Raw genomic sequence first — 22,406 nt, forward strand, 5'->3', positions numbered from 1 at the left:
CGCGGAGCGGGTAAGAGCCTGCTTCGCAGGCTCCCAGCGAACCTCCGCGCGTTGCGCGGAGGTTGACGGAGTGACACCCTCACCGCTGCGCGGTGAGGGTCCGGCTCTGCGCTTCGCTTCGAGCCAGCCGGTCCTCTTTCGCTACGCTCCAGTGGACCGTGAGCCTGCTGACGCAGGCTCAGGCGGCCCCGGTCCCCCGGGGCCTTGGGGGCCGTCCGCTGCGCTCCCGGCCCCTGGCCCGCTTCGCGGGCGGCTGGCTACCAGAAGTGGGGTGGGTGTTTCCTTCCGTGAGAACTTTCCGGGAATCCGGATCTGGGCCCGGTGCCTCTCCAACTGGGGCCTACGGGGGGCGGGTTCCGGGGATGGCGTAGACGGCGGTCGCCGTAGTGACCGCGCTGGCCCACTGCTGGCTCTGGGCTGCGAGCACAGCGGCGGATGTCACCAACAGCCACAGTAGGGCGCGGAGGGCGGTATCCGGCCCGGGCCGTCGGGTTCTGTTCACGGTCGGACTCCTTTCGTGCCGGCTCCCCGGGGCGGGGACGGCACCTCTATCTGGTCACACCGGCCGGGCGGGGATGGGAAGAATCTCGCGGGGCTCGCGGGTGCCGGCCGGAGGGCTACGCCGCGGATGCCGGACAGTGGTGAGCGCGCCCGGCATCCCGGACCGCCTCGTGGCCTGGCGCCGGGAGCTGCAGGCAGGTGAATCTGGCCAGGGCGCTTGCCTGAATCGCGCTGGGGCTGCGCTGTCCAATGACTAGCTCCGTAAGTGGCCTAGACCATAACCGGCGTTGGAGTCGGATCTCTCGAACGGATCAAGGATTCTTGGTACTTCTGAGCTGCGTGTTCGAAATTCATCTGGTCTAGGGGGAGATGAGCGTAGAATCGGATGCTGTCGACGCAGCTTGCTGTCGTCGGTTGCGCACCGCTCTGGCTACATGGAACTGCATGCCGCAGGGTTCGAACTGAGGCATGAAGAGCGGCTGGCGCCCGTCATCGACGGGAGTTCGGTCCCCTAAGGATCCGACTGACCAGCAGCTCGCCTAGAACCGTGGAACGCCGGTCGGCACGGGACATCGCGGAGACATGAGCCGCCGATGGAGCGTGACGGCGCTCGCCGCTCCCTGTGGACGGCGCGCAGTGGAGGCAGTGGCTCACGTGCCCTGTCCGCGGGTATTTCCTGCTGCGCGCGATGCCCCAGGAGGGCAAGATCGTGACTTCTTCGTTCGACGACTTCGGCGGCCTGGACGGGCAGGAGCCCGACGATGGCCTGCCGCCCCTGCTGCGCCGCCCCGAGCCGGTCGCGGACCCGCAGCCGGTGACCAAGCTCCGCAGCACCCGTAAGGAGCTGCTCGCGAACCCCGAGGTCTCGCTGGACGAGGCGGCGGCAAACGCCGTCACCTCGGGTGCGGTGGACCCCGAGCGCCTGCAGGCGCTGGCGGCCCGTGAGCCGATCAACCTGCTGACGGCCAAGCCAGTCGTCGGCGGGATGCTGTACGCGACCGCGCCGCACTACCGCTACCTCGACCTCGACTTCCTGCCGGACTTCATCAACCAGCGGTGGGCGGACCAGCTGCACACGGCCATGGACGTGGCACCGTCCACGTCGCTGGTGCCGGTGTACGAGACCGTGGTCGATCCGAAGACCGGCCAGCCGCTCGCGGTCTTCACGGTGCACATGCGGGACCGCAAGGCACTCGCCAAGGCGGTCGCCGAGAGCATGCGGAAGACGTACCAGGCCCAGAAGGGCGAGAACGTCTACACCTCGAGTGTGCTCCAGCAGGGCGTGAAGGAACCGCTGACGCTGTTCGTGATGCGGGTCGTGTACGCCGACGGCACCGAGGACACCTTCCTGGTCGCGGGCGACGGCAACAGCCGGATGGTGAGCATGTGGCTGGCCCGCACCGGCGGCGACATCGAGAAGGCGATCTCGGCCTGCATCGCCTCCGTCATCGGTTCCACCGAGCAGTCCGGCGGCCGCAGCCGCGCGGAGCAGGCAGCCGCGCGGCGGCGGGTGGCCGAGCTGACGGCGCGGACCCGTAAGAACCTGGCGGCGCCCACACTGACCGAGGCGACCCGACGCGAGGGCCACACGCTGGCCTTCCCCGCCACCGTCGTGGTCGGCGCGCGGGCGGATGGGGGTGCGCCGCTGGGGGACCTGGTGGCGGCGCGGGACGACCTGCTGGCCACCCTGCACGTCCGCGTCACCGCCTGGACGTCGGGTGCGCAGAACACGCAGGGCATGCAGCGGGTCTACCGGCACGCCCACCGCGAGGGCCTGATCGTCCCGGACGTGCACCGGGTGCTGTCGGGCACGGTGGGTACGCAGACCATGCACGAGCTGCTCGGGGTGCCGGCGCACCGACTGTGGTCGGCTGCCGTGCACCAGCACGCGGTGCTCGCCGGACCGCACGCGGACGCCATGAACCAGCTGATCAAGCAGGAGTTCGGGATGCGCGTGGCTCGCCGCCAGCCGATCAGCGAGCGGCTGGCGCCCATGGCGCTGTCGGCCTACCGCAGCAAGGAGGGCATCGAGCAGCCGCTGCGGGCCTTCGGCAACGGCGGCACGATCACCGACCGGGTGTGGAAGCAGCCGTGGGAGCTGACCAAGGGAGACGACGCCTTCGGGGTGCTCGACGACATCCTCGCGCGTGCCCTGGCCGGCGAGGACGGGGCCGTCGCGGAGCTGATCGTGCTCGGCGGGACCGCCGCGATCCTCGACGGGTACATCACGCGGGACCGCGGCTCGAAGGAGGGCACCGACCGCGACAGTTACAAGGCGCCCTTCCGGGCGACGCCGGTGAAGCTCCTGGAGCTGCTGTCAAAGACCTCCGGTGGACTGCGGATGGTGCACTCCATCGCCGTCGCCCACGTCGCTGCCGACCCGGCCGTGCTGCCGAAGCTGTTCCACACCCAGGACCGTGAGGTCGGCGGTGTGATGGTCCACGACGGCGAGCCCATGCTCGACAGCACCGGCGAGCAGGAGATCCTCGACTACGAGTGGGACCTCGTCCACGCCGCCGACCCGGCCCAGGCCCTGGCCACCATCGCCAAGAACCGCGCGGCAGCCAAGGCCAAGATGAACGGCACGTCGGCGGAACCGGAGGCCGAGGACGCGCGGCAGCGCCGGTTGCTGGAGCAGGGCATCACTAGCGCGGCCAAGGCCGGACGGGCCCTGGCCCGTATGAGCCAGAAGCGCGGCAACCAGGTCTTCGGTGCCTTCGAGGCCGTCGAGGCGCTGCGTGTGCAGCTGGGCCAGCTCGAAGGGATCCTCGCGAAGTTCGGGCCGGCCGATCCCTCGATCTTCGTGGTCGATGAGGACGTCGACGGGGACGAGGAGGACACCGAGTGAGCACGGCTCTGACTGTGCCGGCGGCGATTGGCCAGGCGCTGCGGCCGGTCCTGCGGCTGATGGGCCCGGTGCTCGACCTCCCCGCGACCGCAGAGGGCAGCGAGGGCTCGCCGGTGGTGGTGTGCCGGGCCAGCCCGGACGTGGTGCGCCGCCGGGTGGCCGGGAGCTGCGCGGTGTATGTCGCGTGGGACAACCGCCGCGGGTGCCGGTACGTGGGCAGTGTGTGCCGCCAGGGCCCGGGCGCGGTCGGCGGCCGGCTGGCCGAGCACTACGCCCACCGCACGGCCGGGGTGTCCCGGCGGACGTCCTGGTGCCTGCTGACCGTGCTCCCGCTGTCGGAGGGGACCCCCCTGGAGGCGGTCCGCGTCGCCGAGGGGTGGACGGCCCGGCTGCTGAGCCCTGCGGACGGCTCGGCCCACCCACGGGTGGATCTCACGCAGACGCTCGCGACGCTGGTCTCCTTGCCCGCCTAGGTGCCGTAGGAGACAGCCGCTGTCCTGCGGTACCGGCTTGACGGTCCATGCGTGGTCCGTGAACGGGTGGTTTCCCTGCCCGCCGCTTCCCGGCGGGCAGGGAAGCCGCCCCGCCGGTGGGGGCGGGAGTCAGACCGTGGCAGGGCCGCACCGAGGCCTGGGGACATCGGTGCGGCGCGAGGCCGTCGCCGGGTGTGCGGCGGCCCTGAAGAACGAAAAAGTGCAGGCGGCGTGACGCCGCCGGGTCAGACGAGGGAGGACGGCGCGTGGCGCTGGATTGGGATCGGATCGGTACGGGGGGCAGCGAGGCGTTGCTGCGGCCCCGGGACATCTACGCGGGGCTAGCCAGCCGGCCGTGGCCCTACCTGCGGCACGAGCAGGGCGAGGTGCTGGACAAGTGGTTCGAGCGGCGCGGTGACCGCGATGTGGTGATCAAGCAGAACACCGGCGGGGGCAAGACGGCCGTCGGCCTGCTGATCGCGCAGAGCACCCTGAACGAGGGCATCGGCAAGGCCGTCTACCTGACCCCGGACAACTACCTCGTCAAGCAGGTCCGCGAGGAGGCCGCCAAGCTCAACATCGCCACCACGGACGATCCGTACGACCCGGCGTTCCTCACGGCCCAGGCCGTGCTGGTGACGAACTACCAGAAGCTGCTCAACGGCAGGTCGGCCTTCGGTGTCGTCGGGGACGGCAAGGAGCCGCTCGATCTGGGCATCGTCGTCGTCGATGACGCGCACGCCGCGCTGGCGCGGACCGAGGACCAGTTCCGGCTGCGGGTGCCCGCCGGGCACGAGGCGTACGACAGGCTGCTGGAGCTGTTCGCGCAGGACCTGCGGCACCAGTCGGCGAACGCCTGGTCGGGGCTGGAGGACAAGGACCCCACCGCTTTGGCGCCGATCCCGTTCTGGGCGTGGGCCGACAAGCGCGAGGAGGTGCTGAAGATCCTGCGCCCGCACCGCACGGAGCGGGTCTTCGAGTTCGTGTGGCCGCTGCTGGCGGAGGTGCTGCACCTGTGCGCCGCGACGGCGACGTCGTCGGCGATCGAGATCAGGCCCTCGTGCCCGCCGATCGACCGCATCCCGTCGTTTGTGCGCGCCCGCCGCAGGGTCTACCTGACCGCGACGCTCGCCGACGACAGCGCCCTGGTCACCGACTTCGGTGCCGACCCGGCACTCGTCGCAAAGCCCGTCACGCCGGGCAGCGCCGCCGACCTCGGTGAGCGGATGATCCTGGCCCCGGTGGCGCTCAACCCGGACCTGGACGACGAGGCCGTCCGCGTGCTGGCCCGCCAGTTCGCCGACGGGGACCAGGACGGCGACGGTGTCGCCGAGACCGAGCCGGTCAACGTGGTCGTGCTGGTGCCCAGCGACCGGGCCGCCGCGAACTGGGCGCGCCACGCCCACCACATCTGGCGGGTCGGCGACCTCGAGGCGGGCGTGAAGGAACTCCAGGCCAGCCATGTAGGCCTGGTGGTGCTGGTCAACAAGTACGACGGCGTCAACCTCCCGGCCGGCGCCTGCCGTCTGCTGATCCTCGACCAGATCCCGCGGCCCCTGGACGGGGTGGAGCGGCGCGAGGCTGTCGCGCTGGCCGACAGCACAGTCCGTCTAGCCCGCGAGGTCCAGCGGATCGAGCAGGGCATGGGCCGCGGCGTGCGCGACGGCGAGGACTACTGCGCCGTCCTGCTGCTGGGGGCGAAGCTCGCCACGGCGATCCACGACGCCCGCCACCTGGCTCTGTTCTCCCCGGCGACGCAGGCGCAGCTGAAGCTGAGCCGGGACATCGCCGGCCAGATCAAGGGCGAGGGACTGGACGCGGTGCGCCAGGCGCTGCGGGCCTGCCTGGGGCGGGTGCCGCAGTGGCGCGAGCGCAGCCGGCGGGCGCTGGCGGAGGTGCGCTACGCCGAGCACGGGACGGTGCGGGGCGAGGCCGTCGCGCTGCGCGAGGCGTTCGACCTCGCGGCCACCGGCCGCGCCCCGGCCGCGGCCGAGCGGGTACAGAAGGCGGTGAACGACCTCGGTGCCGGCGACAGGGCGCTGCGGGGCTGGCTGCGTGAGCAGAAGGCCGCCTACCTGCACCTGACCGATCACGCGGCCGCCGAGCGGGCCCTGGCCGGGGCGCTGGACGACAACCCGTTCGTCCTGCGGCCCGTCAACGGCGGCGCCCCCGTCCAGCTCAAGGCGGCCGCGGTGCAGTCGCGCGCCGCCGCCGAGTTCCTGGGCGCTCAGTACCGCGACGGCGTCAGCCTCAGGCTCGGCGTGCAGGCGCTGTTCGAGGACGTGGTGTGGGGCGAGGAGGAGCGCTCCGATGACGCCGAGCGGGCCTGGCAGGCTCTGGGCGAGCACCTCGGGTTCGCCAGCACGCGTCCGGAGAAGCTGTACGGCACGGGCCCGGACAACCTGTGGGCGCTCTCGGCGGCGCGGCAGGCGGTCGTCGAGCTGAAGACGGGGTGTATCACCGACACGATCGCGAAGAAGGACATGGACCAGCTCGGCGGCAGCATCCGCTGGCTCAACGGTCACAATCCGGAGGTGGAGGCCGTGGCGGTCATGCTGCATCCCAGCCAGGTCAGCGACGCCAAGGCCATCGCGGTGCCGGGCATGCGCGTCGTCACCCCGGCCCTGTTCGAGAAGCTGAAGGAGGCCGTGACGGCCTACGCGGCCGCGCTCGCGAGCAGCCCGGACCGCTGGGCGGACGAGCAGGCCGTCCGCGAACAGCTCGCGCACCACAAGCTCACCGGCGACCGGTTGTTCACCACCTACGCCGAACCTGTGCGCACCTCGTGACCGTCGCCGACGTCGCGGAACGCGGGAGGTGGCCGTGCGGGCCGTCTGCGGTTGTGTGAACCCCTGCGGCGGCAGGGATGGCGTCGGCCCCAACCGCCAAGGTCCGTGGGCGGGGTGACGGCGTGTCAGCGGCATCTGGTGAACTGGCTGCTACAGGGGCCGGGGTGCTTTCTACGGGCGCAGGGGGTGGGGGCGTGGACGTTGAGGCGTTCTTCAGCCGCGGGGACGGCTGGGCTCAGCCGTGGGTGCTCAATGTCGGGCTGGTCGAGTCGCTGCGGTTCGGCCCTCCAGCCGGCCGCACCGACCTGGAGGTCGCCATCGCGCTGACCCGACTTCTGCACCACGACTTCGTCTCCCACGGCACCGACGGCAAGGGCAGGCACCTTGATGACGACAACGTCCCCGTCGTCATCAAGGCCCACCGCTCCGTCCTGGAACGCCTCGCCCTGAAACCGCCCGCCTGGCCGTTTCGCACGTTCGATGGGCCGCGCGGCTTCGGCACCTACTGGCGCGACAACGACATGCGGGGCAGCTGGCAGGCCCGCCGGGACTGCATCGAGCAGATCCTCGGCCCGACCCGCGACGCGCTGGAGGACCTGCAGGAGCTGGAGTACGAACGCCGCTTCTCCAAGGGGCCGTCGGGCACCTTCAAGAACCTGATCTTCGCCGCCGACGGCGCGAAACCGCAGATCGTGCTGCGCGACGCGGTGAACAACGACGTGGAGATCGTCCGCCACGCCGACACCTGCCTGGTCTTCACCGATCCCCTGCCGCCGCACGGGCTCACCTGGCGGCAGATGGTCGCCTGGTGGACGAACAACCACCAGCCCGACGCCGACGAGAAGAGTGCCGCCGACGCCCTCTACCGGCGTCTCTACCGGTCACTGGACTCGCCGCCCGAACAACTCCTCATGATCACCTACTGTGCTCGCTACGCCGAGGAAGGCGGCTTCGACCTGCCCGCGCTGATCCCGCAGGTCTATCTCCACTACGACCCCTACTCACGGCGCAGCGGCAAGCGGTCCGGGGCGCTGTACCGGCAGAGGATGGACTTCCTGCTGTTGGCGCCGGACCGCTCGCGCATCGTCATCGAGGTCGACGGGGTGCAGCACTACGGCCGGCCCAGCCCGCCCGACGAGCAAGGGCGGGTCACTCACACCGCCGTGCCGCAGCTGTACGCGGAGATGGTCGCCGAGGACCGCCGGCTCAGGCTCGCCGGATACGAGATCTACCGCTTCGGCGGCTGGGAACTGACCAGCCCGGGCGGTGAACGAGTCCTGACGGACTTCTTCACCGAACTCCTCGCCCGTCATCAGAAGCCGACCCGGTGACCAGGCTCCGGGGTGAGAAGACCGGAGCCGAACCCAGGCGCACGCGCGATACGCCGATAGCCGACCGCTCCGAGAAGGCCATGGCCACAGGCACGCGGTGCGTTTCTGCGTCGCACGATGTCCTCAGGCGGCGCGGGATGAGGAGGGCAGTCGCTTCCACGGGCCGGTGTAGGCGGCGCCGCATTCGGTGCAGTGGGCGAGGTAGAGGGCGGAGGCGGGGGTGTGGGCCGGCGAGGGCACGACCGGGTGGGTCGTGCCCTCGATGACGGTGGCCAGGGCGGGCCAGGGCGGCAGACAGGTGCAGGCCGGTGCAGCGGTTTCCGGGTGGTCGCTCATGAGGGCTCCGGCGTGGCGGGGGGCCGGGCGCGGCGGCTGTCGGGTGTGCGGCCGATGCCGCGGGCGACGGTTTCGATCTCGCTGCTGCCGTAGGCGGTGCGGATGCCGGAGGGCGTCATGCCGCTGGCCTGGGCGAGGGGTTCGAGCTTGTAGGGGCGTTCGCCGTGGAACTCCCGCGCGTAGGCGAGGAGAAGGCGGATTTCGCGGTCGGCGGCCTCCCGGGCGGCGCGGGCGTTGCCGAGTGCGAGCAGGACGGGGTCTTCGCTCAGGTCGTCGCACTGGGCCTCGAGAGCGGACGCGTAGTCCTCACGGGCCTGCTCGGCCTCCTCGCGGGCTTCGGGGTGAAGCTCCTCGGGTGTGACGTCGCCGGGCTGCGGCAGGGGGATGCGGATGGCTGCAAGGTCACCAATCAAATTCATGATTACGATGATCGCAAAAAAATGCTGTACACGCAATGGAGGGTGGTTGGAGAGATCGCCGCGCATCCGCTGCCCAATGCCGCCGGGTAACGCTCCTGCACCCGGCGGAGCATGATGCGGCAGTACTCGGCCAGGGGCCGGTGCTGGTCCTCGTCGATGACCAGAGCGACGGTGCGGACGCCGTCGGCTCCCGGCATCGCGGCTCGGGGCTGGGTTATCCAGGGCGGCTTGGAGACCATGAGGCATGTAAAGGACGGCCCGGAATCGGTACGTGCCTCACAAGCATCTGAGGGGTCTTGAGGCACGCACGTGAGGTCTGTGAAAGCCCCACGGCACCCCGAGAACCCTGACTCTCCGACCCGGTGAGTCCTCGGGCCTGGGGCGGGCCACCCCTGCCTAGACTCCGGCCATGGAACAGGCAACGTACTGGTGGGGACTCGCGGGTCTCGTCCTCGGAAGCCTGCTGACCCAGGTGTCCAACTGGGTCGACCACCAGCGCCAGCGCGGAGAGCGGCGGGAAGACTTCCTCCGGACCAAGCTCGAACGGCGTGAAGCGTTCGAGCTGGAGCACCTCGTAGAGGTCAACCAGCTCCTGCGGAACCTGCGCCATCACGGAGACGAGCTCATCTCCGCCAAGAAACCCGACCCCCGCTATTCGAAACCACCCGACGACCACGCCGAGCAATGCCGGACCGCCATCAGGGAGGCTGACGCCGCCCTCGACGCACAGGTCGGATTTATCCTCGACGACAAGGTACGGGAGCTGGTCAAGGTGGCTGCCGAACGCATCACCAACCGGGCCTGGACCGTGTACCGGAACGCGCCTGCGACGTTCGAGGAAGGCATGCAGAGGGGCACGCTCGGCATCGGCATCTACACAGCGCTCACAGAGACGAGCGAGGCAGTGGAAGCCGCCTACGAAGCCATCTCCGAGCGCGTACGCGAGCTGTACGCCGGCTTCAGAGAACCTCGCAGGCGTAGGTGGCCGTTCCGCTTCTGATCGCGCTCCCTGGAGATACGGCCGCCCCGGCGTCGACTCCCGCTCCGGTGCCGTCCGCAGCCGGCCGGCATACACGCGGCGTCGCGTGACGGCCCTGGCTAGCGATGGGCGTCCGTCTGTATCGGTCCCGGGCGACCGTCGGCCGCGGGGGCAGCACCTGGGCCAGATGACGGTGGAGGCGGTCGGCCTCACCGCGGACCAGTGCGGGGATGCCGCCGCGCTCGGCGACGAGGCGGTCGCAGACGGGGGTCTCGGGGAACATGGCGGGCGGGCTGCTCTCTGGCGGAGGCGGCCGGGTGCGGTGGCTCGCCGGCGGCCGGTTACAGATGGGCGGTGATGCCGAACTGGGAGACCAGGTCGGTCAGGATGTCCTGAGCGCTGATGCCGAGCGCGTCGTTGTCGTCGGCCGGGTGGATCAGGGCGGTCACCGGCTGGATGCGGCGAGGCCGGCGGGCGTGATCGGGGATGCTGCGGAAGCCGCCGTATTCGGTGACGACCGGTGTCAGCGGCGGGGCGGTGCGCGGCAGCGGACGCTCGGGGCGGGCACGGCGATGAACCAGGCCGACGGCTCGGCCTGTTCGGCAAGGACGGTCTCCTGAGTGTGGTCGAGGAGCTGTTCGAGGTCGGCCTGGGCGTACTGGGCGCGTGTGAAGCGGTCGCGGTAGGCGCGCCCTGATCCTCAGGACGACGCCGGACTCGCCGCCGGCCTCAAGGTCTTCGCCCTCGCCGTCGACCAGATGAGCGTCCGCCCCGACAAGCTCACCCCCGGCATCGAGACCGCCCTCACCGCCCTGTCCCGAACACTCGGCCGCGAAGCACCCTCAACGGAAAGTCCTTCCCGAGCACCTCGCCACCGGCCTCAATCCCTTCGTCACCCCACTTCCCCATCTGCTCCCGGCCAGCAGCCACCACCGTCCACCGGCCCCCGCACCTTTACCGAGCGCTCCCACCGGCTGACTACTGCTCCGCGGAGCAGCGCGACACTGCACGACGAGCACTTCGACAGCTGCAGACTTCGGTGCCGTGTCGCGCCGCCCTGTCCTTCGTCGATCACGGCAGCGCCTTCGGCGCGCACCCCAACGCGAAGGTCCAGGCCCAGGCGCGCGGCGGTGATCACCTCGTCGGCGCGGTCACGGGCATAGTCACGCTGCGGGGTGGGCAGATCGTCCGAGTGGACGGTGGGCTCGTCGACCAGGCGACGCAGTCGTTGGGTTACAGCCGGGCCGTCATCGGCCACGTCAAGGCTCCCCGAATGCAGAGTCCTGACCCCCGCCGGGGGCCGGCCGGTGAAGCTCGATCAGGGACCTTTCGTGTTCGACCCGTGGCTTGCGGCCATACGATCATCGTGCGCGGTCTCCGTGCACGATGCCGTTTCCCAGCGGGACCGCGGTCGAGAAGTCGCTGGCCAGGAGAAGCGAAGCGAGTTCGCCTGCCGGCATGCCGGGAACTGAGAGGTGCGCCGCGGTGCCGTAAGCATGCGTAGCGGCCTGGATTCCCCTTTCCCCGGCGATGGCCACCCCGCGCGGCCGGTAGGCGACGTGGGTCCTCACCGGCGCCGGAGTCTTCCCGACGATGGGTGACGTCTGGCTCACCTTGCTTCGGACAGCTTCCAAGCGATAGGCGAGCCGTAACAGATGGGACTGCAGGACGTGTTCGCGGACCGCGCCCGCCTTCAGGTCTTCGGAAGGGGCAAGGGCGGAGAGCGGGAAGTGGCGGCTTCCTGCGTCGGCGCCCTCCAGTGCGTCGAGCGCCCGCCATGTATCGGGGCCCACGACCCCGTCGTCGGACAGGCCGGCCGCCCGCTGGAAGCCCTTGACGGCCGCGTGCGTCAGCACCTCGAACTGCCCGTCGATTGCATACGGCTTGCCCTCGTAGGCGCCCACCCAACCGGCCACCTTGAGTTGTACGTCTTTGACGTAGTGCTCCCCCGGCCGGTCTTCGGAACCCCACTTCAGCTCGGGACGTGACGGGTCCTGATGCCAGACCAGCAGCGCGGTCAGGGCCGTGACGCCCACGCAGACGAAACCACCGGCGATCAGAACGTCACGGCGCCTGATCTTGTGCCGTTGTTCGCTGCGCGGTACCGGGGGGCCGCCGCGCGCCTCATACCGTCCGGACTCCTTCATGGGGAGGTGCCTCCCACGACGCTTCCGGACAGCAGCCGATCGCCATAGAGCGGGCTGGGCACGGGATCGACCGGATTGACGTCTCCCGCGCATCCTGTGACGGGGGCCACAACTACCTGATCGCCTCCCCTGTCATGCACGTAGATGCCCACCTGGTCGGCGTCTGCAGACGGGCCGGCAGGTGCTTCATCGGTCACCCTCAGCAGGACATACCTGCCCACTGGCACGGCGACCGCGGGCGAGAAGTGGGCGAAGAGCTCGCGGTTGTTCTCCTTCTCTGTCAGGGGCACGGTGGCCTTGCGCAACACTTTGCGTCCGTCGGCGCTGCGCAGTTCGAAGGTGATAGGAATCGGTGGGAACGTGGTCTTGGCCACGCCGATGATCGCCGATACGTCCCGGATGTAGGGCTGCGTCGCGAGTACTGCCTGCTGGATCCAGGCTCCATGGTGGGCCTGGACGGGACCGCCCTTGGACGGGGTGTCCTCCGAGCCGACGTGGTAGATCAGGGCGCCGTCCCGGGCCAGGGCTGACGGGATGCTCGTACGCAGCCGCCAGCCTGCCAGCCCTGTGCTGCCGCATGAGTCCAGCGCGCTCGTCGGCACCGAGGATGGGGTGCCTGTGCCCGATGTCGCCTGGGTTGCTGTGCTGCCGGCCGAGACGACGCGCAGCAACAGGACCCCGATGAGGGCGAGAATGAGGACCACCAGCGCGACGAGCGCCGGGATGTTGTTGGTCAGGACCACGGGCGGTGTGTGCAAGCGGTCCTTGTGCCAGGCTCGGTCGAGATTGACGCCCAGCAGCCACCGCCAGTGGTGCTGCTCACCCAGAGCGTCATCGACAGCGCGGCCTCCTTCAGTGACTGCTTCCTCGAAGGGAACGTCGGGGGCCGCTACGTCCTGGCGTGCGGCGAGAGCGACGTCCACGGCGAGGAAGCTGCCCTGCATACCGTCGGCGGTGCTCCTGATGGCACCCTCGAGTTCCGGCGGATGGCGGTCCGGGGCGGCAGACCGGCTAAGACGTCATCTCATTTGGATGGGTAAGCTGCCGATCGTGGTGGGGATCGTTGAGCGGCTGGTGCCGGATGAGTTGTGGGAGTTGTTTCAGAGGGTGGTGCCGGAGGCGCCGTCGCGGCCCCAAGGAGGTGGCCGGCGTCGGCACGGCGACCGCGAAGTGCTAGCCGCGATCGTGTTCGTGGCCACGTCGGGTTGCACGTGGCAGCAGTTGCCGTCCGCCTCGTTCGGTCCGTCAGGAGCGACGGCTCACCGGCGCTTTGCCGAGTGGACGAAGGCCCGCGTGTGGGCCAAGCTCCACCGCCTGGTCCTCGACGAGCTGGGCTCCCGCGGCGAGTTGGACTGGTCCCGGTGCGCGATCGACTCGGTGAACATGCGGGCGCTGAAAAGGGGGACCTGACAGGCCCGAATCCTGTCGATCGGGGCAAGTACGGCTCGAAGATACACTTGATCACCGAGCGGACCGGTCTGCCCCTGTCCGTCGGAATCTCGGGGGCGAACCTGCACGACAGCCAGGCGCTGATCCCGCTGGTGCAGGGGATACCGCCGATCCGCTCACGGCGCGGACGCCGACGGCGCAGGCCGGCCAAGCTCCACGCCGACAAGGGATACGACTACGACCACCTGCGGCGATGGTTACGCGGACGCGGCATCAAGCACCGCATCGCCCGCAAAGGCATCGAGTCCTCGACCCGGCTGGGCCGCCACCGCTGGACCATAGAACGCACCATGTCCTGGCTCGCCGGATGCCGCAGACTGCACCGACGCTACGAGCGCAAAGCCGAGCACTTCCTAGGCTTCACCAGCATCGCCTGCACCCTCATCTGCTACCGCAGACTCGCCAAATGAGATGACGTCTAAGACGACCCGGGTGGTGATAGTTCGCGTAGTAGGGAGCATCGAGGGGGTAGCGCTCCCCCGCGGGGTCCAGCCAGACCAGCACCACCGCATGGTCGGCTTGATTGTCCTCCACTGCCGCCAGGACGACCACGACCGGCTTCAGTCCGGCGTGCATGCAGGCAGCGGCGAAAACCACCGCCAGGTCCAGACAGGTGCCGCTGCCTCCGCGGCCAAGAACCTCGCCCGGGGTCCGGATGTCCTGGCCGCCGTCCCCGGACGCGAACGGCGCCTCCACATAGCGGATGCGACGGCGCTGGAACACCGCATAGATGTCCTTCACTTGCCCCAGCCGATCAGCCTCGGAGTCAGGGCCGGGCAGAGCCCCCGCAGCCCGCCCCAGGGCCTTACGGACCAAACGAGGCTGAACATAGTCCGCCAGCCCTCCAGGGCTGACCCGGTAGTCCCACTTCGGCCAGTCGCTCATGCAGCCACCACCGCCAGCAAGTCTTCGGTAACGACATCGCGATGACCGGGGATCGCGGAGAGCCCCGTCTTCACCGAGTACAGCCCGGCCTTCAGTCCCGGGATCCGGTGCACCCAGTACCGGGCGCGCTGGCCGCCTGGGCTCCCGTCGGCACTCGCCGGCTCTTCGCCGAGGCGGGCAAGCGGTCCCTCGTAACACCGTCGCCCGCTTGCCGTGTCCCGGACCATGACCCGGCCGCCGGCAGCATCCTGAGGGTGGTCACCGATGAGTTCCACCTTGACGCCGATGGGCTCGCACTCGACCGCAAGGTCGGGCAGGCTCAGGCCGAGGCTGAGACGGACGCGCGTGACGCGGCCCCGCTGAATGTCCCGGGCTGTGTCCTCGTTGAGTGTGCTCAGAAGTTCGATGACGTCCTCAGCACTGGGCAACATGCGGTGGCGGTTGGCCCAAATGCGCCACGCCCCGCGGTGTTCGTCGAGTTCGAGAGGGAGCGTCGAGACAGCGGGAACGGTCCCGTCGCCCCGCCACCGCCCGAAAGACAGCCAGGAAGGGGCACGGTCCGCCACCGCGCGAAGGCTCCCCTCCCTCTCTTCGAAATGAGTGAGCGTGGGGTGCCCCCTACCGCACACCGGAATGACATCGGGGGCCAGGCCCGCCCTTAACAGGGACTCCCAACCGACCTTGATCGCCTCGTGTTCTGCCCTGCCCGCCTTGACGCCGCCGAGAAAGCGGGCCCCTACGAGGTTCTGGTTCAGCTCCCCCGGCCGAAGCAGGTCGGCAAGGACTGGGTTCGGGTTCCTGCGCTGTGCAGCCGGGAGAACGACGGGGTACTGCGGCAACAGCTCATAGGCCGACGGCCAGTCACGCAGCACGGCAGTGGCCGCATCGAAGCGCACTGGTCCCATGCCCACGCCGTTGATGAGTTGGTCAAGCATCTGCGGCGTACCTCGATGCGGCGTACCGAGCGTGATCAGCGTCGTGCAGTACCGGGCGCCGTTCCCGCGAGCAATCCAATGGCGTGCCACCAGCCCCCCCATCGAGTGCGCCACCACGACGACCCGCCACCGCGCCTGTCGTTGCTCGCGGCCCGTCCCACCCAGCCGCGCGTCGAGGCACTCCCCCAGCCGCTCGGCAGCGTCACGGATGCCGAGCCTGTAGTCGTACGGAAATAGCAGGACGTCCGCGGGCCCTGCCCCCGGAAGCCGGTCGGCACTCTTCATGACCTCCACTCGCGGCCTGCCGAAGCGCCGGTCCAGAGCCGCCAGCAACTCGCCGTAACCGCCCGCGAGACGCCAGGGCCCGACGTACGCGGACCGCACCAGGTCGACTGGCGCAAGACGCGGGTTCGCCCCACAGCTCAGCCGCTCCGGATCCCTCAGGCATGCCGCCACATCCCCCAGCCGGGGCCCCACCCGCCAACTTCCGTCCGGAGAAGCCAACACACTCCCCCCGAGCCCGGGAATGACCAGCACTATGAGACGCAGACGCTCCGCCATGTCTCGCCCCCCATGGATGAATCACGACTAGACCGAGCATGCCACCAGATACGCCGACTAACCACGATTCTCGCTGAATTGCCGTGCCAGGATGGCCTGTTGACGGATCCCTGGGACGGATGGCTAGGAAGGGAGAGGCGTTGCGAAACGACGCATGGCACCTCGTATTGGCCTGCGCGGCCTACCTGGGGGTCGTCTTCGTCACCAATCGGGGGCTGATAGCGGCTCCCCGCTACCGGCTTCTTCAGGTCCGGATCAAGGAACTGCGCGTGAGGGCCACGGTCCTGGAGAGTCAAACGCAGGCTGCAGACTCCTCGGAACCGGCCGGTCCAACAGCTGCGCGTGATCTGGCCGCCGACGAGACGCGGCGGCGCGCGATCGACGGGGTACACGTGCGGCTGAACGATCTGGACCGATTCGGCACCGTCGTCTGGCGCCTGGGGAAAGGGCCGGCCGGGGTGGTGTCCATCCCCCTGTCGAAGCTGGCCTCGGCGTGGCGCGCGCTGCACTCGGTGGAACGGGACCTGACGGGCCTTCAGCCTTTCGACGAGATCTCCGCGCAAGCCCGGACCCTACAGCTGCGTCTTGCGCGGTCCTCATCGCCCGAGCACACCGCTCTGGCACAACTGCTCGCCGACACACGGGCGGAGGACCTGCCTCGCGTGCTCGCCGCAGTACAGGAAGAGGTGCACGAGGAGGAAGACCGCGCCAGCGAGCGGGACTACGAGGAACAGCGCGTCGCTCTCTGGCTGACCACCGTCGGCCTCCTCGTCGTACTCGGTCTCGGACTCACACAGAACCATCAGACGACCATGCTCTTCGGTGCTCTCGGCGGTTTCCTCTCACCGGTGTTGGGGGTACTGCGCTCGCATCCCCGGCCGTCGTCGTCCTGGGGAGTGCTGCTGCTGAGCCCCGTCGGAGGCTCTCTGGCCGCATTTGCTGGGCTGCTCCTCATCCGCATGCTCGCCGATCCACAACTCAACCTGCTGGGCCAGGTATTCCTCAGCAACTCTTGGGACGACCCCGAACGCCCCATTGCCCTGGCCTCCGCCTTGGTGCTCGGCTTCTCCGGAAACCTGCTCTCCCGCCTGGTGATGGCCGCAGCTGGCCAGCTCGCGCCGGACCGGGGCACTGACGGACCGCCGCGGTGAGTGACCTGCGCAGCCGCGGTGGGCGGCAAGGCTAGGACTGCACGGCAGGAGGCGCGCTCTCGTCAGTCCAGTCACCGTGGAACAGCGGCGCGACCAAAGCGACGCGCTCGGAGGAGAGTTGACCACTGCGGTGTGCCGAACGAGCTTTGGCCAGCCAGGAGCCGATTCTGACCCGGTCGCCGTCGACAGTGATCTCCTCGCGAGCGGCAGGGGCTCGGCGCTCGCGGTGCAGGAAGAACTCGAGGATCTGCACGTTTTCGGCGAAGGTGCGACGGGGGCGACGGACTGCGGTCAGCGGATGGGTCTGTGCGTCCACCCCGATGTCGGTCAGTAGGCGCTGTTGATGGCCGGCGAGGGTGTGCCAGCCGCTGAGTTGGCGATGCAGCCAGCTGCCGATCTTCACGCTCCCCAGCACTGTGGTGCGGTCGAGTACATGCGGGTCGTTTCCCGCAGCCAAGTGGGCGCGCAGCAGGTGGTATTTACGGTGCCAGTCCGGGCCGTGGGGCAGGAGCCAGTCCGGGTCGATAGCCGCGAGGTCAGCGGCTCGTGCGGGGTCGAGTTGGCCGTGCGTGGCCAACGAGCGCTGTTCGGCGAGCCAAGCTCCGGTAGGTGTGGTGGCTGGTGCGGCGAGGTGGCCATGCGCGCGGTGGTAGTCGGCTGCGGCAGTGAGCCGGGCACGCCAGGCCGCATCGTGCTTGTCCCAGATCATGTCCAGGGTGTCGAGTTCGGCGATCCATTCCGTATCCAGGCGGTTAGCGGTACGGGCGTCGCGCATGGTGGTGATGAAGGCACCCAGGGTGTAGCCGTAGGAGTCGGTGTAGTCGGAGGGGACGTCAAGGTGGCCGTGGGTGTCGTGGAAGGCCTGGGCGGCGGCCAAGCCCTGACGGCGGGAGCGAGAGCTACTGTCGCGGGGGTCGAAGGAGGTCAGGTCGAGGGCACGGGCGATGCGTTCGGGGCGGACGGTGAAGTCGAAGTGCCAGCGGTGCTCGATGAGCTGGCTGGTCTCGGTGGACAGGCGGTGGGTCTTGTCGGGCAGACGCTCGAGGATGCGGTGGTCGTGGCTGGCCAGCGCGGTAGTGATGGCCCATACCGGCTCGTACGGGGTGCCGAGGATGTCTTCCGGGTCGGCCTGGGGCGGGATGTAGACGGGCACGATGAGGCTGGCGATCTTGCCGGAGACGTCGCGGCGCAGCGCGCGGCCCAGGGCCTGGACGCAGCGGACGACGCTGCGGGTGGGGTCGGCGAAGACGATCGCGTCGACGCTGGGGATGTCGATACCTTCGGCGATGAGGCGGGCGTTGGCCAGGATCGCGCTGTCGGCCGCGGCGAAGCGGGCAAAGATGCCGGTGCGTTGTTCGGGGGTGTGCTCGCCGTGTACGAAGAAGAGCTCGGGGCGGGTGTCGGGGCACAGGTCGGGAGCGTTCCTGCGCAGCAGGCGCAGGGTGTGGTCGAGTTCGCGGGTGAAGCGCTGGGCGTCGCTGACGAGGTTGAAGTAGACCAGGATCCGGCGCAGTTGGTGTTGGCGCATGGCGCGCAGGACGGCCAGGTGCAGGGCGGTGGTGCGCAGTGCGTCCTCGGTGCCGGGCGCGCTGTCGCACTGTCCGCTGGAGGCGGGACGGTTGAGGCGCTCGCGTAGCTGGGTGTCGGTGATGGTGGGCACCACGATGCGGTAGTCCGCGGCCATGCCGTCCGCGATGGCCTGTGCGAGGGGGTATTCGAAGACCTTTTTCCCGTAGGTGGCTTCGTTGTCCATGCTGTTGGCCAGCGCCTCGAGGCCGGGCTGTTCGGTGCTGGTGCGGCGGCCGGCACGGGCGGGGGCGGCCGATTCGGCGAGGACGGGGGCGGCGAAGATCCGTGGTGTGGCGGTCATGTAGAGGCGGCGGTCGGCGCGGATGCGGTGCGCGTCGTTGACGGCGGCCCACTTCTTGTCGGTGCGTCCGGCAATGCGGTGGGCCTCGTCCATGACCGCCAGGTCGAAGGCGGGCACCGTGAATGCGCTGTGCAGCGTGTTTTCGATCTTGTCGAGGGAGTCGTAGGTGCAGATCACGGTGAGCGCCGGGATTCCGTCCTTGCCCGGGCCGACCGACGACATCAACAGGGCCAGGGTGCGGGTCTGGGAGGTCGAGGTGACGTGGGCGGCGACCAGGGAGTCGTGGCCGGAGGCGTCCATGGAGGAGACGATCACCATGGGTTCGCTGCGGCCGTCGGCTCTCCAGGCCAGGGCGGTCTGGGCCGCCAGGTCCAGGGTGGGCACGACGAACAGCACCAGGCGGGCGGCCAGAGCGTCTGCGATGCGGGAGGCGGTCACGGTCTTGCCGGTGCCGGTTGCCGAGACGTACAGAGCACGGCTGCCGGGCCGGCGCAGATGCCTGACGGTGCGGCGCAGGCCTTCTTCCTGATGTGGGAAGAGCGTGGGCTGCGCGCTGCGTGGGGTGGGACTGGTGGTCATGGGCTGGTCGTCCGTCGCCGGCTTCTGGGGTCGCTGTGAGTAAAGCAGGTCAGCCGGGCGGTGCGGGTGTGGTCGGTGTGGTGTTGTTCTGTGCTGGAAGCGTCGCGACGGTGGAGCTGGCGGTCTGCTGTGCGAGTTTTCGGTAGCCGGTGGCCGTGATGGTGTGCCAGGACAAGTAGAAACCCGCGGTCAGGGCCAGGCCGAGGGCCGTGGTTGATGCCAGCAGCAGGGTCTTGTGCTCTACGTCGTAGCGCAGGAGGGCAAGGTCGCCGGCGACGGTGAGCAGGGCGGTGTTGAGGATCCAGCCGCGGCATATCCTCATCCGTGAGCGGGCGTAGTCGGCTAGAGCGACCAGCGCAGGCTGTGCTGCCAGCGTCAGGCGGGCATGGGCGTATCCGCCGTCCGTGGGAAACGATGCCTGGCGCAGGCGCCGGCGGACGGGCGCGAGGGCCTTGTCGGCAGCCCGGTCGATGAGGATGCCCAGAGCGTAGGCAGCAGCAAGGCCCGCCCCCGCGGCGGGTGTTGACCCTGCTACGGGTGCCGCTCGGGCGGTCGTTTCCGGCCCGGCAGCCGCAGCGGCCAACAGGGCGAGCCCGGTGACGAATCCGATGCCCACGACCAGTACTTCCACGAACATGGCGGTGGCGGCCGCGAGGGCGGGCGTTTCCGGCTGGGCTGAACTCACCAGCGCACTCCCCAGATTCTGGCCAGGTCCGTCAGCAGTCGGCTCTCCAAGTTTCCCTCCCAAGTCTCCTGCAGGTCGTACAGGGCGTTGGCCAGTCTCTCAAAAATGATCAGGCTCTCGGGCTGGCTGACCAGAAGGTAACGGCCGTGTTCGAGGAATTGTTCGCTGGTCGGTCCGAACTGCTCGTAGGCACGCTCGATGCGGCCGCGGTTCTGCTCGGCGAACTCCACCAGCTGATCTGCGTAGCCGGGCTCGTCCCCGATCGTGTCGACCAGGACGTCGACGACGTCCTCGGACAGCGCCCGGTCGTAGGGGTGTTGGCTGAAGGTCTGGTAGATGCGTTCGGCCTCGGCCAGGAGGCGGTTGCTGCGGCTGAAGTCAGGGTGTTCGGCCAACGCTGTCACCCCCCGTTCGACCTCCGAGTCGTACAACTCGACCAGGGCGATCAAACGGTACAGCGAGCGTCTGACATCGGACGGGATGTCAGTGGTGGCCCCCGGCTTGTACATCAGCGAGTGCGACATGCGCGCCCACACGTCTGCTGCCTCGGTGCGGATCTGCACCCTCGCATTCATACGGCGCCCCGTCTGGGTCCAACCATTCCCCGTGGGCACGGATTTGAACGTGCAGGCGCGGATATTCAAGACGGTCTTCGAAGCCGGGCTTCTCGCGGTCGTCCTCGATCCGGATGCAGGTGAAGCCGTCGCCGGTGACGAGGTCGAGGGCCTCGTCGAGGAGGCTGGAGTAGGGCACGACGAGGCGGATGCCGGCCTTGTCGGTGATCTGCGTCCAGGGGTCGGTGTATTCGGTCTTGCGGTAGGCCTTCTTGATGAAGCTGCTGACCTCTTTGGCCCGGCAGGTCACCTGGCAGCTCAGGTGCCGACGGGCCGCGCGGCGACGTATGAAGGCAGCCGTGAGCTCCACTGCCTCTTCGATCCTGGGCCGCTCCAGGCGGTAGCGGCGGTAGGCGTCATGAGCGGTCAGCGTCACGGTTAAGGAATGGGGGGTTGGGGGCGGCTGGAACGGTGTCGCTGTGCTGGGCGGTGCGCTGCTTGGGCCTGCCCTGGCCGTAGCTGCGTGTCTCGGTCATGACGCCGGTCACGGTCAGTCGTGTCGTGCCGTCCTCCAGGTCTTCCACGGTGATGGAGCCGTGGTCCACCGCCTCTATCGGGGCGACCAGGAAGGCGCCATTGTCGAAGGCCACGCGCATCTTGCGGAGTTTGGTCTCGACCAGCTCTGTGTCCTTGTCGAAGACCTGCTCGGGGACCTCGCTGTCGCGGAGATAGTTCTCGAGGCTGGTCCTGTGCCCGGGCTGCAGCCGTGACCTGGTGAAGGCGTAGGGGTCGATCACAGGGGTGGGGCTTTGCAGTTCGACCAGGAGGGCCATGAGGTAGGCGATCCGTGTGTCGGCGTCTGGAATCTGGGAGTTGATCCAGTCAGCGACGGCGTCGTGGAAGCGGAGCGTGAGCTGGCGCGGTTCGTTCTTCAGCTGGCACCCCAGGAACGCCTCGCGGAAGAACTTGGCCAGCTTCTTGCCGGCCATCTGCATGTCGGCGGCCCAGCCCTCGAGGCTTTCTTCGCTCAGCCCGTCGGCCGTGAACAGGGCGAGCTTGTAGACCCTGGATGCCTCCGTGAAGAGCAGGTTCGCGAAGTACGCAACGCTGAAGGTGGGAAGACCACCGTCCGTGGTGATCGCCGTGGCCTGCATCCCGGACTCGGGTTCCAGCTTCACCATGAGCAGGCCCCGGTGTCCGTCCAGCCTCACCGAGGAGACCAGGAGCAGCCCCTCGGAGCTGTTGGTGGGCTGACTGGCCAGCAGCAGTTCGGCGATCTCCTTCGAGGCCTCCACCAGGCCCCGTTCGCCCCCCAGGAACGCTCTGACCTGGTCCGGCAGCCGCGACTTGAACTCCGCGTCCACGACGACTTCGCGTCCCAGCTTGACCAGTACGTCCTTGAACTTCAACTCGAGCTCGCCGCGGACCGTTCCGTCGAGGCTGCAGATGGCCTCACTGAACTTGACCTTCACGGGAGTGAGGTCGGCCTTCAACTTCCGCGGAATCGAGTGCACGATCGCCTCGTCGACGATCAAATCCCCGAAATCGATTGTCATTCCCACCCCACGTGAAAATCTTTGACCCTCCGCCGACGCGAAGGCCTTGCCCCTACTTCGAAGCCCCACCCCAAGGGGCCGCAAGTGAGACAGGCGCGAGCGGCCGCCATGCGACTCACTTTCAGTACACCTTGCAATGCCCCCATGTTCATCGTAGTGGAGCACAGTCCTCGCGAAGCGGGAGACAGGAGGGCATCCAGTGATGCAGGTTCCGGCGCGGGGCAGACGAGATTCAGACACCACCCGGATTCGCGAACATGTTCGACATTTCGAGGTCCCGGCACTGCCGCCTTTGGCCTAGGCATTCAACGAACACAGGGTCACCCGCGGTAACGCCAGTTGGATTCTGGCTGGATTT

At 69.0% G+C, this 22,406-nt stretch carries 19 protein-coding genes; 7 read left to right on the forward strand and 12 right to left on the reverse strand.

The window, feature by feature from the left end; all coding sequences use genetic code 11:
• The first annotated feature begins 1,210 nt into the window (after nucleotides 1–1,210).
• From RKD20_RS46880 to RKD20_RS46895, 4 genes are all read left to right on the forward strand, one after another.
• Nucleotides 1,211–3,349 carry a hypothetical protein gene (locus tag RKD20_RS46880; RefSeq protein WP_424883516.1) on the forward strand — a complete coding sequence of 713 codons (2,139 nt, stop codon included), beginning with the start codon at nucleotides 1,211–1,213 and terminating at the stop codon, nucleotides 3,347–3,349.
• Nucleotides 3,346–3,822, forward strand: a complete 477-nt coding sequence (locus RKD20_RS46885) for a hypothetical protein (protein WP_424883517.1) — start codon at nucleotides 3,346–3,348, stop codon at nucleotides 3,820–3,822. The genes RKD20_RS46880 and RKD20_RS46885 overlap by 4 nt, the downstream gene beginning before the upstream one ends.
• Before the next feature lie 266 nt (nucleotides 3,823–4,088).
• Nucleotides 4,089–6,611, forward strand: coding sequence for a DEAD/DEAH box helicase family protein (locus RKD20_RS46890; RefSeq protein ID WP_424883518.1), 2,523 nt, complete (start codon nucleotides 4,089–4,091; stop codon nucleotides 6,609–6,611).
• A gap of 194 nt (nucleotides 6,612–6,805) precedes the next feature.
• Nucleotides 6,806–7,942 carry a hypothetical protein gene (locus RKD20_RS46895; RefSeq protein ID WP_424883519.1) on the forward strand — a complete coding sequence of 379 codons (1,137 nt, stop codon included), beginning with the start codon at nucleotides 6,806–6,808 and terminating at the stop codon, nucleotides 7,940–7,942.
• Between the two features lie 123 nt (nucleotides 7,943–8,065).
• On the opposite strand, the gene RKD20_RS46900 is transcribed toward RKD20_RS46895, so the two are convergent.
• Together RKD20_RS46900 and RKD20_RS46905 are read right to left on the reverse strand one after the other, a co-directional pair.
• The gene (locus tag RKD20_RS46900) at nucleotides 8,066–8,278 is read right to left on the reverse strand and encodes a hypothetical protein (protein WP_424883520.1); all 213 of its coding nucleotides are present in this window, start codon (nucleotides 8,276–8,278) and stop codon (nucleotides 8,066–8,068) included.
• Nucleotides 8,275–8,697: a hypothetical protein gene (locus RKD20_RS46905; RefSeq protein ID WP_424883521.1), complete on the reverse strand. Its 423-nt coding sequence runs from the start codon at nucleotides 8,695–8,697 to the stop codon at nucleotides 8,275–8,277. The genes RKD20_RS46900 and RKD20_RS46905 overlap by 4 nt, the downstream gene beginning before the upstream one ends.
• A gap of 409 nt (nucleotides 8,698–9,106) precedes the next feature.
• On the opposite strand from RKD20_RS46905, the gene RKD20_RS46910 reads away from it, so the two are divergent.
• Complete coding sequence (locus RKD20_RS46910; RefSeq protein WP_424883522.1) at nucleotides 9,107–9,697, forward strand: hypothetical protein; 591 nt, start codon at nucleotides 9,107–9,109, stop codon at nucleotides 9,695–9,697.
• A gap of 871 nt (nucleotides 9,698–10,568) precedes the next feature.
• Here RKD20_RS46910 and RKD20_RS46915 read toward each other — a convergent pair.
• The 3 genes from RKD20_RS46915 to RKD20_RS46925 form a co-directional block, all read right to left on the reverse strand.
• Nucleotides 10,569–10,934, reverse strand: a complete 366-nt coding sequence (locus RKD20_RS46915; protein ID WP_424883523.1) for a DUF2398 family protein — start codon at nucleotides 10,932–10,934, stop codon at nucleotides 10,569–10,571.
• A gap of 103 nt (nucleotides 10,935–11,037) precedes the next feature.
• Nucleotides 11,038–11,823, reverse strand: coding sequence for a peptidoglycan-binding domain-containing protein (locus RKD20_RS46920; RefSeq protein WP_424883524.1), 786 nt, complete (start codon nucleotides 11,821–11,823; stop codon nucleotides 11,038–11,040).
• Nucleotides 11,820–12,767 (reverse strand): hypothetical protein, encoded by a 948-nt coding sequence (locus RKD20_RS46925; RefSeq protein ID WP_424883525.1) that lies wholly within the window; start codon nucleotides 12,765–12,767, stop codon nucleotides 11,820–11,822. The genes RKD20_RS46920 and RKD20_RS46925 overlap by 4 nt, the downstream gene beginning before the upstream one ends.
• 88 nt (nucleotides 12,768–12,855) lie before the next feature.
• Here RKD20_RS46925 and RKD20_RS46930 point away from each other — a divergent pair.
• Nucleotides 12,856–13,682, forward strand: a protein-coding gene (locus RKD20_RS46930) for an IS5 family transposase (RefSeq protein WP_424883526.1) whose coding sequence is annotated in 2 segments (ribosomal slippage) — nucleotides 12,856–13,218 and nucleotides 13,221–13,682 — 825 coding nt in all. Because the reading frame shifts where the segments join, the coding sequence is not laid out codon by codon here.
• Here the strand turns inward: RKD20_RS46930 and RKD20_RS46935 are convergent.
• Together RKD20_RS46935 and RKD20_RS46940 are read right to left on the reverse strand one after the other, a co-directional pair.
• Nucleotides 13,654–14,013, reverse strand: a complete 360-nt coding sequence (locus RKD20_RS46935; protein WP_424883527.1) for a transglutaminase-like domain-containing protein — start codon at nucleotides 14,011–14,013, stop codon at nucleotides 13,654–13,656. The two genes, RKD20_RS46930 and RKD20_RS46935, sit on opposite strands and share 29 nt — an antisense overlap.
• Nucleotides 14,014–14,153: 140 nt before the next feature.
• Nucleotides 14,154–15,377: an esterase/lipase family protein gene (locus RKD20_RS46940; RefSeq protein WP_424883528.1), complete on the reverse strand. Its 1,224-nt coding sequence runs from the start codon at nucleotides 15,375–15,377 to the stop codon at nucleotides 14,154–14,156.
• A 416-nt stretch (nucleotides 15,378–15,793) separates the two neighbouring features.
• On the opposite strand from RKD20_RS46940, the gene RKD20_RS46945 reads away from it, so the two are divergent.
• Nucleotides 15,794–16,804: a hypothetical protein gene (locus tag RKD20_RS46945; RefSeq protein WP_424883529.1), complete on the forward strand. Its 1,011-nt coding sequence runs from the start codon at nucleotides 15,794–15,796 to the stop codon at nucleotides 16,802–16,804.
• Between the two features lie 31 nt (nucleotides 16,805–16,835).
• On the opposite strand, the gene RKD20_RS46950 is transcribed toward RKD20_RS46945, so the two are convergent.
• The 5 genes from RKD20_RS46950 to RKD20_RS46970 are packed head-to-tail and all read right to left on the reverse strand — an operon-like array spanning nucleotide 16,836 to nucleotide 22,048.
• Entirely contained in the window at nucleotides 16,836–19,253 is a 2,418-nt protein-coding gene (locus tag RKD20_RS46950; protein WP_424883530.1) for a Helicase associated domain protein, read from the reverse strand.
• A gap of 49 nt (nucleotides 19,254–19,302) precedes the next feature.
• Nucleotides 19,303–19,938 carry a hypothetical protein gene (locus tag RKD20_RS46955; protein WP_424883531.1) on the reverse strand — a complete coding sequence of 212 codons (636 nt, stop codon included), beginning with the start codon at nucleotides 19,936–19,938 and terminating at the stop codon, nucleotides 19,303–19,305.
• The gene (locus RKD20_RS46960; protein WP_424883532.1) at nucleotides 19,935–20,501 is read right to left on the reverse strand and encodes a hypothetical protein; all 567 of its coding nucleotides are present in this window, start codon (nucleotides 20,499–20,501) and stop codon (nucleotides 19,935–19,937) included. The genes RKD20_RS46955 and RKD20_RS46960 overlap by 4 nt, the downstream gene beginning before the upstream one ends.
• Entirely contained in the window at nucleotides 20,422–20,928 is a 507-nt protein-coding gene (locus RKD20_RS46965; RefSeq protein ID WP_424883533.1) for a RelA/SpoT domain-containing protein, read from the reverse strand. Before RKD20_RS46965 ends, RKD20_RS46960 begins: the two co-directional genes overlap by 80 nt.
• Nucleotides 20,909–22,048 (reverse strand): nucleoid-associated protein, encoded by a 1,140-nt coding sequence (locus tag RKD20_RS46970; RefSeq protein ID WP_424883534.1) that lies wholly within the window; start codon nucleotides 22,046–22,048, stop codon nucleotides 20,909–20,911. The genes RKD20_RS46965 and RKD20_RS46970 overlap by 20 nt, the downstream gene beginning before the upstream one ends.
• Between the last annotated feature and the right edge of the window lie 358 nt (nucleotides 22,049–22,406).

It is taken from the genome of Streptomyces sp. SLBN-8D4, assembly GCF_049739545.1.
Classification (GTDB): domain Bacteria; phylum Actinomycetota; class Actinomycetes; order Streptomycetales; family Streptomycetaceae; genus Streptomyces; species Streptomyces canus_C.

What these genes read in the sequence shown, in the direction of transcription:
- RKD20_RS46910 (WP_424883522.1), top strand. Translation starts at nt 9,107, where the DNA reads ATGGAACAGGCAACGTACTGGTGGGGACTCGCGGGTCTCGTCCTCGGA.
- RKD20_RS46970 (WP_424883534.1), bottom strand. Translation starts at nt 22,048, where the DNA reads ATGACAATCGATTTCGGGGATTTGATCGTCGACGAGGCGATCGTGCAC.
- RKD20_RS46925 (WP_424883525.1), bottom strand. Translation starts at nt 12,767, where the DNA reads ATGCAGGGCAGCTTCCTCGCCGTGGACGTCGCTCTCGCCGCACGCCAG.
- RKD20_RS46900 (WP_424883520.1), bottom strand. Translation starts at nt 8,278, where the DNA reads ATGAGCGACCACCCGGAAACCGCTGCACCGGCCTGCACCTGTCTGCCG.
- RKD20_RS46940 (WP_424883528.1), bottom strand. Translation starts at nt 15,377, where the DNA reads ATGAAGAGTGCCGACCGGCTTCCGGGGGCAGGGCCCGCGGACGTCCTG.
- RKD20_RS46905 (WP_424883521.1), bottom strand. Translation starts at nt 8,697, where the DNA reads ATGAATTTGATTGGTGACCTTGCAGCCATCCGCATCCCCCTGCCGCAG.
- RKD20_RS46950 (WP_424883530.1), bottom strand. Translation starts at nt 19,253, where the DNA reads ATGACCACCAGTCCCACCCCACGCAGCGCGCAGCCCACGCTCTTCCCA.
- RKD20_RS46920 (WP_424883524.1), bottom strand. Translation starts at nt 11,823, where the DNA reads ATGAAGGAGTCCGGACGGTATGAGGCGCGCGGCGGCCCCCCGGTACCG.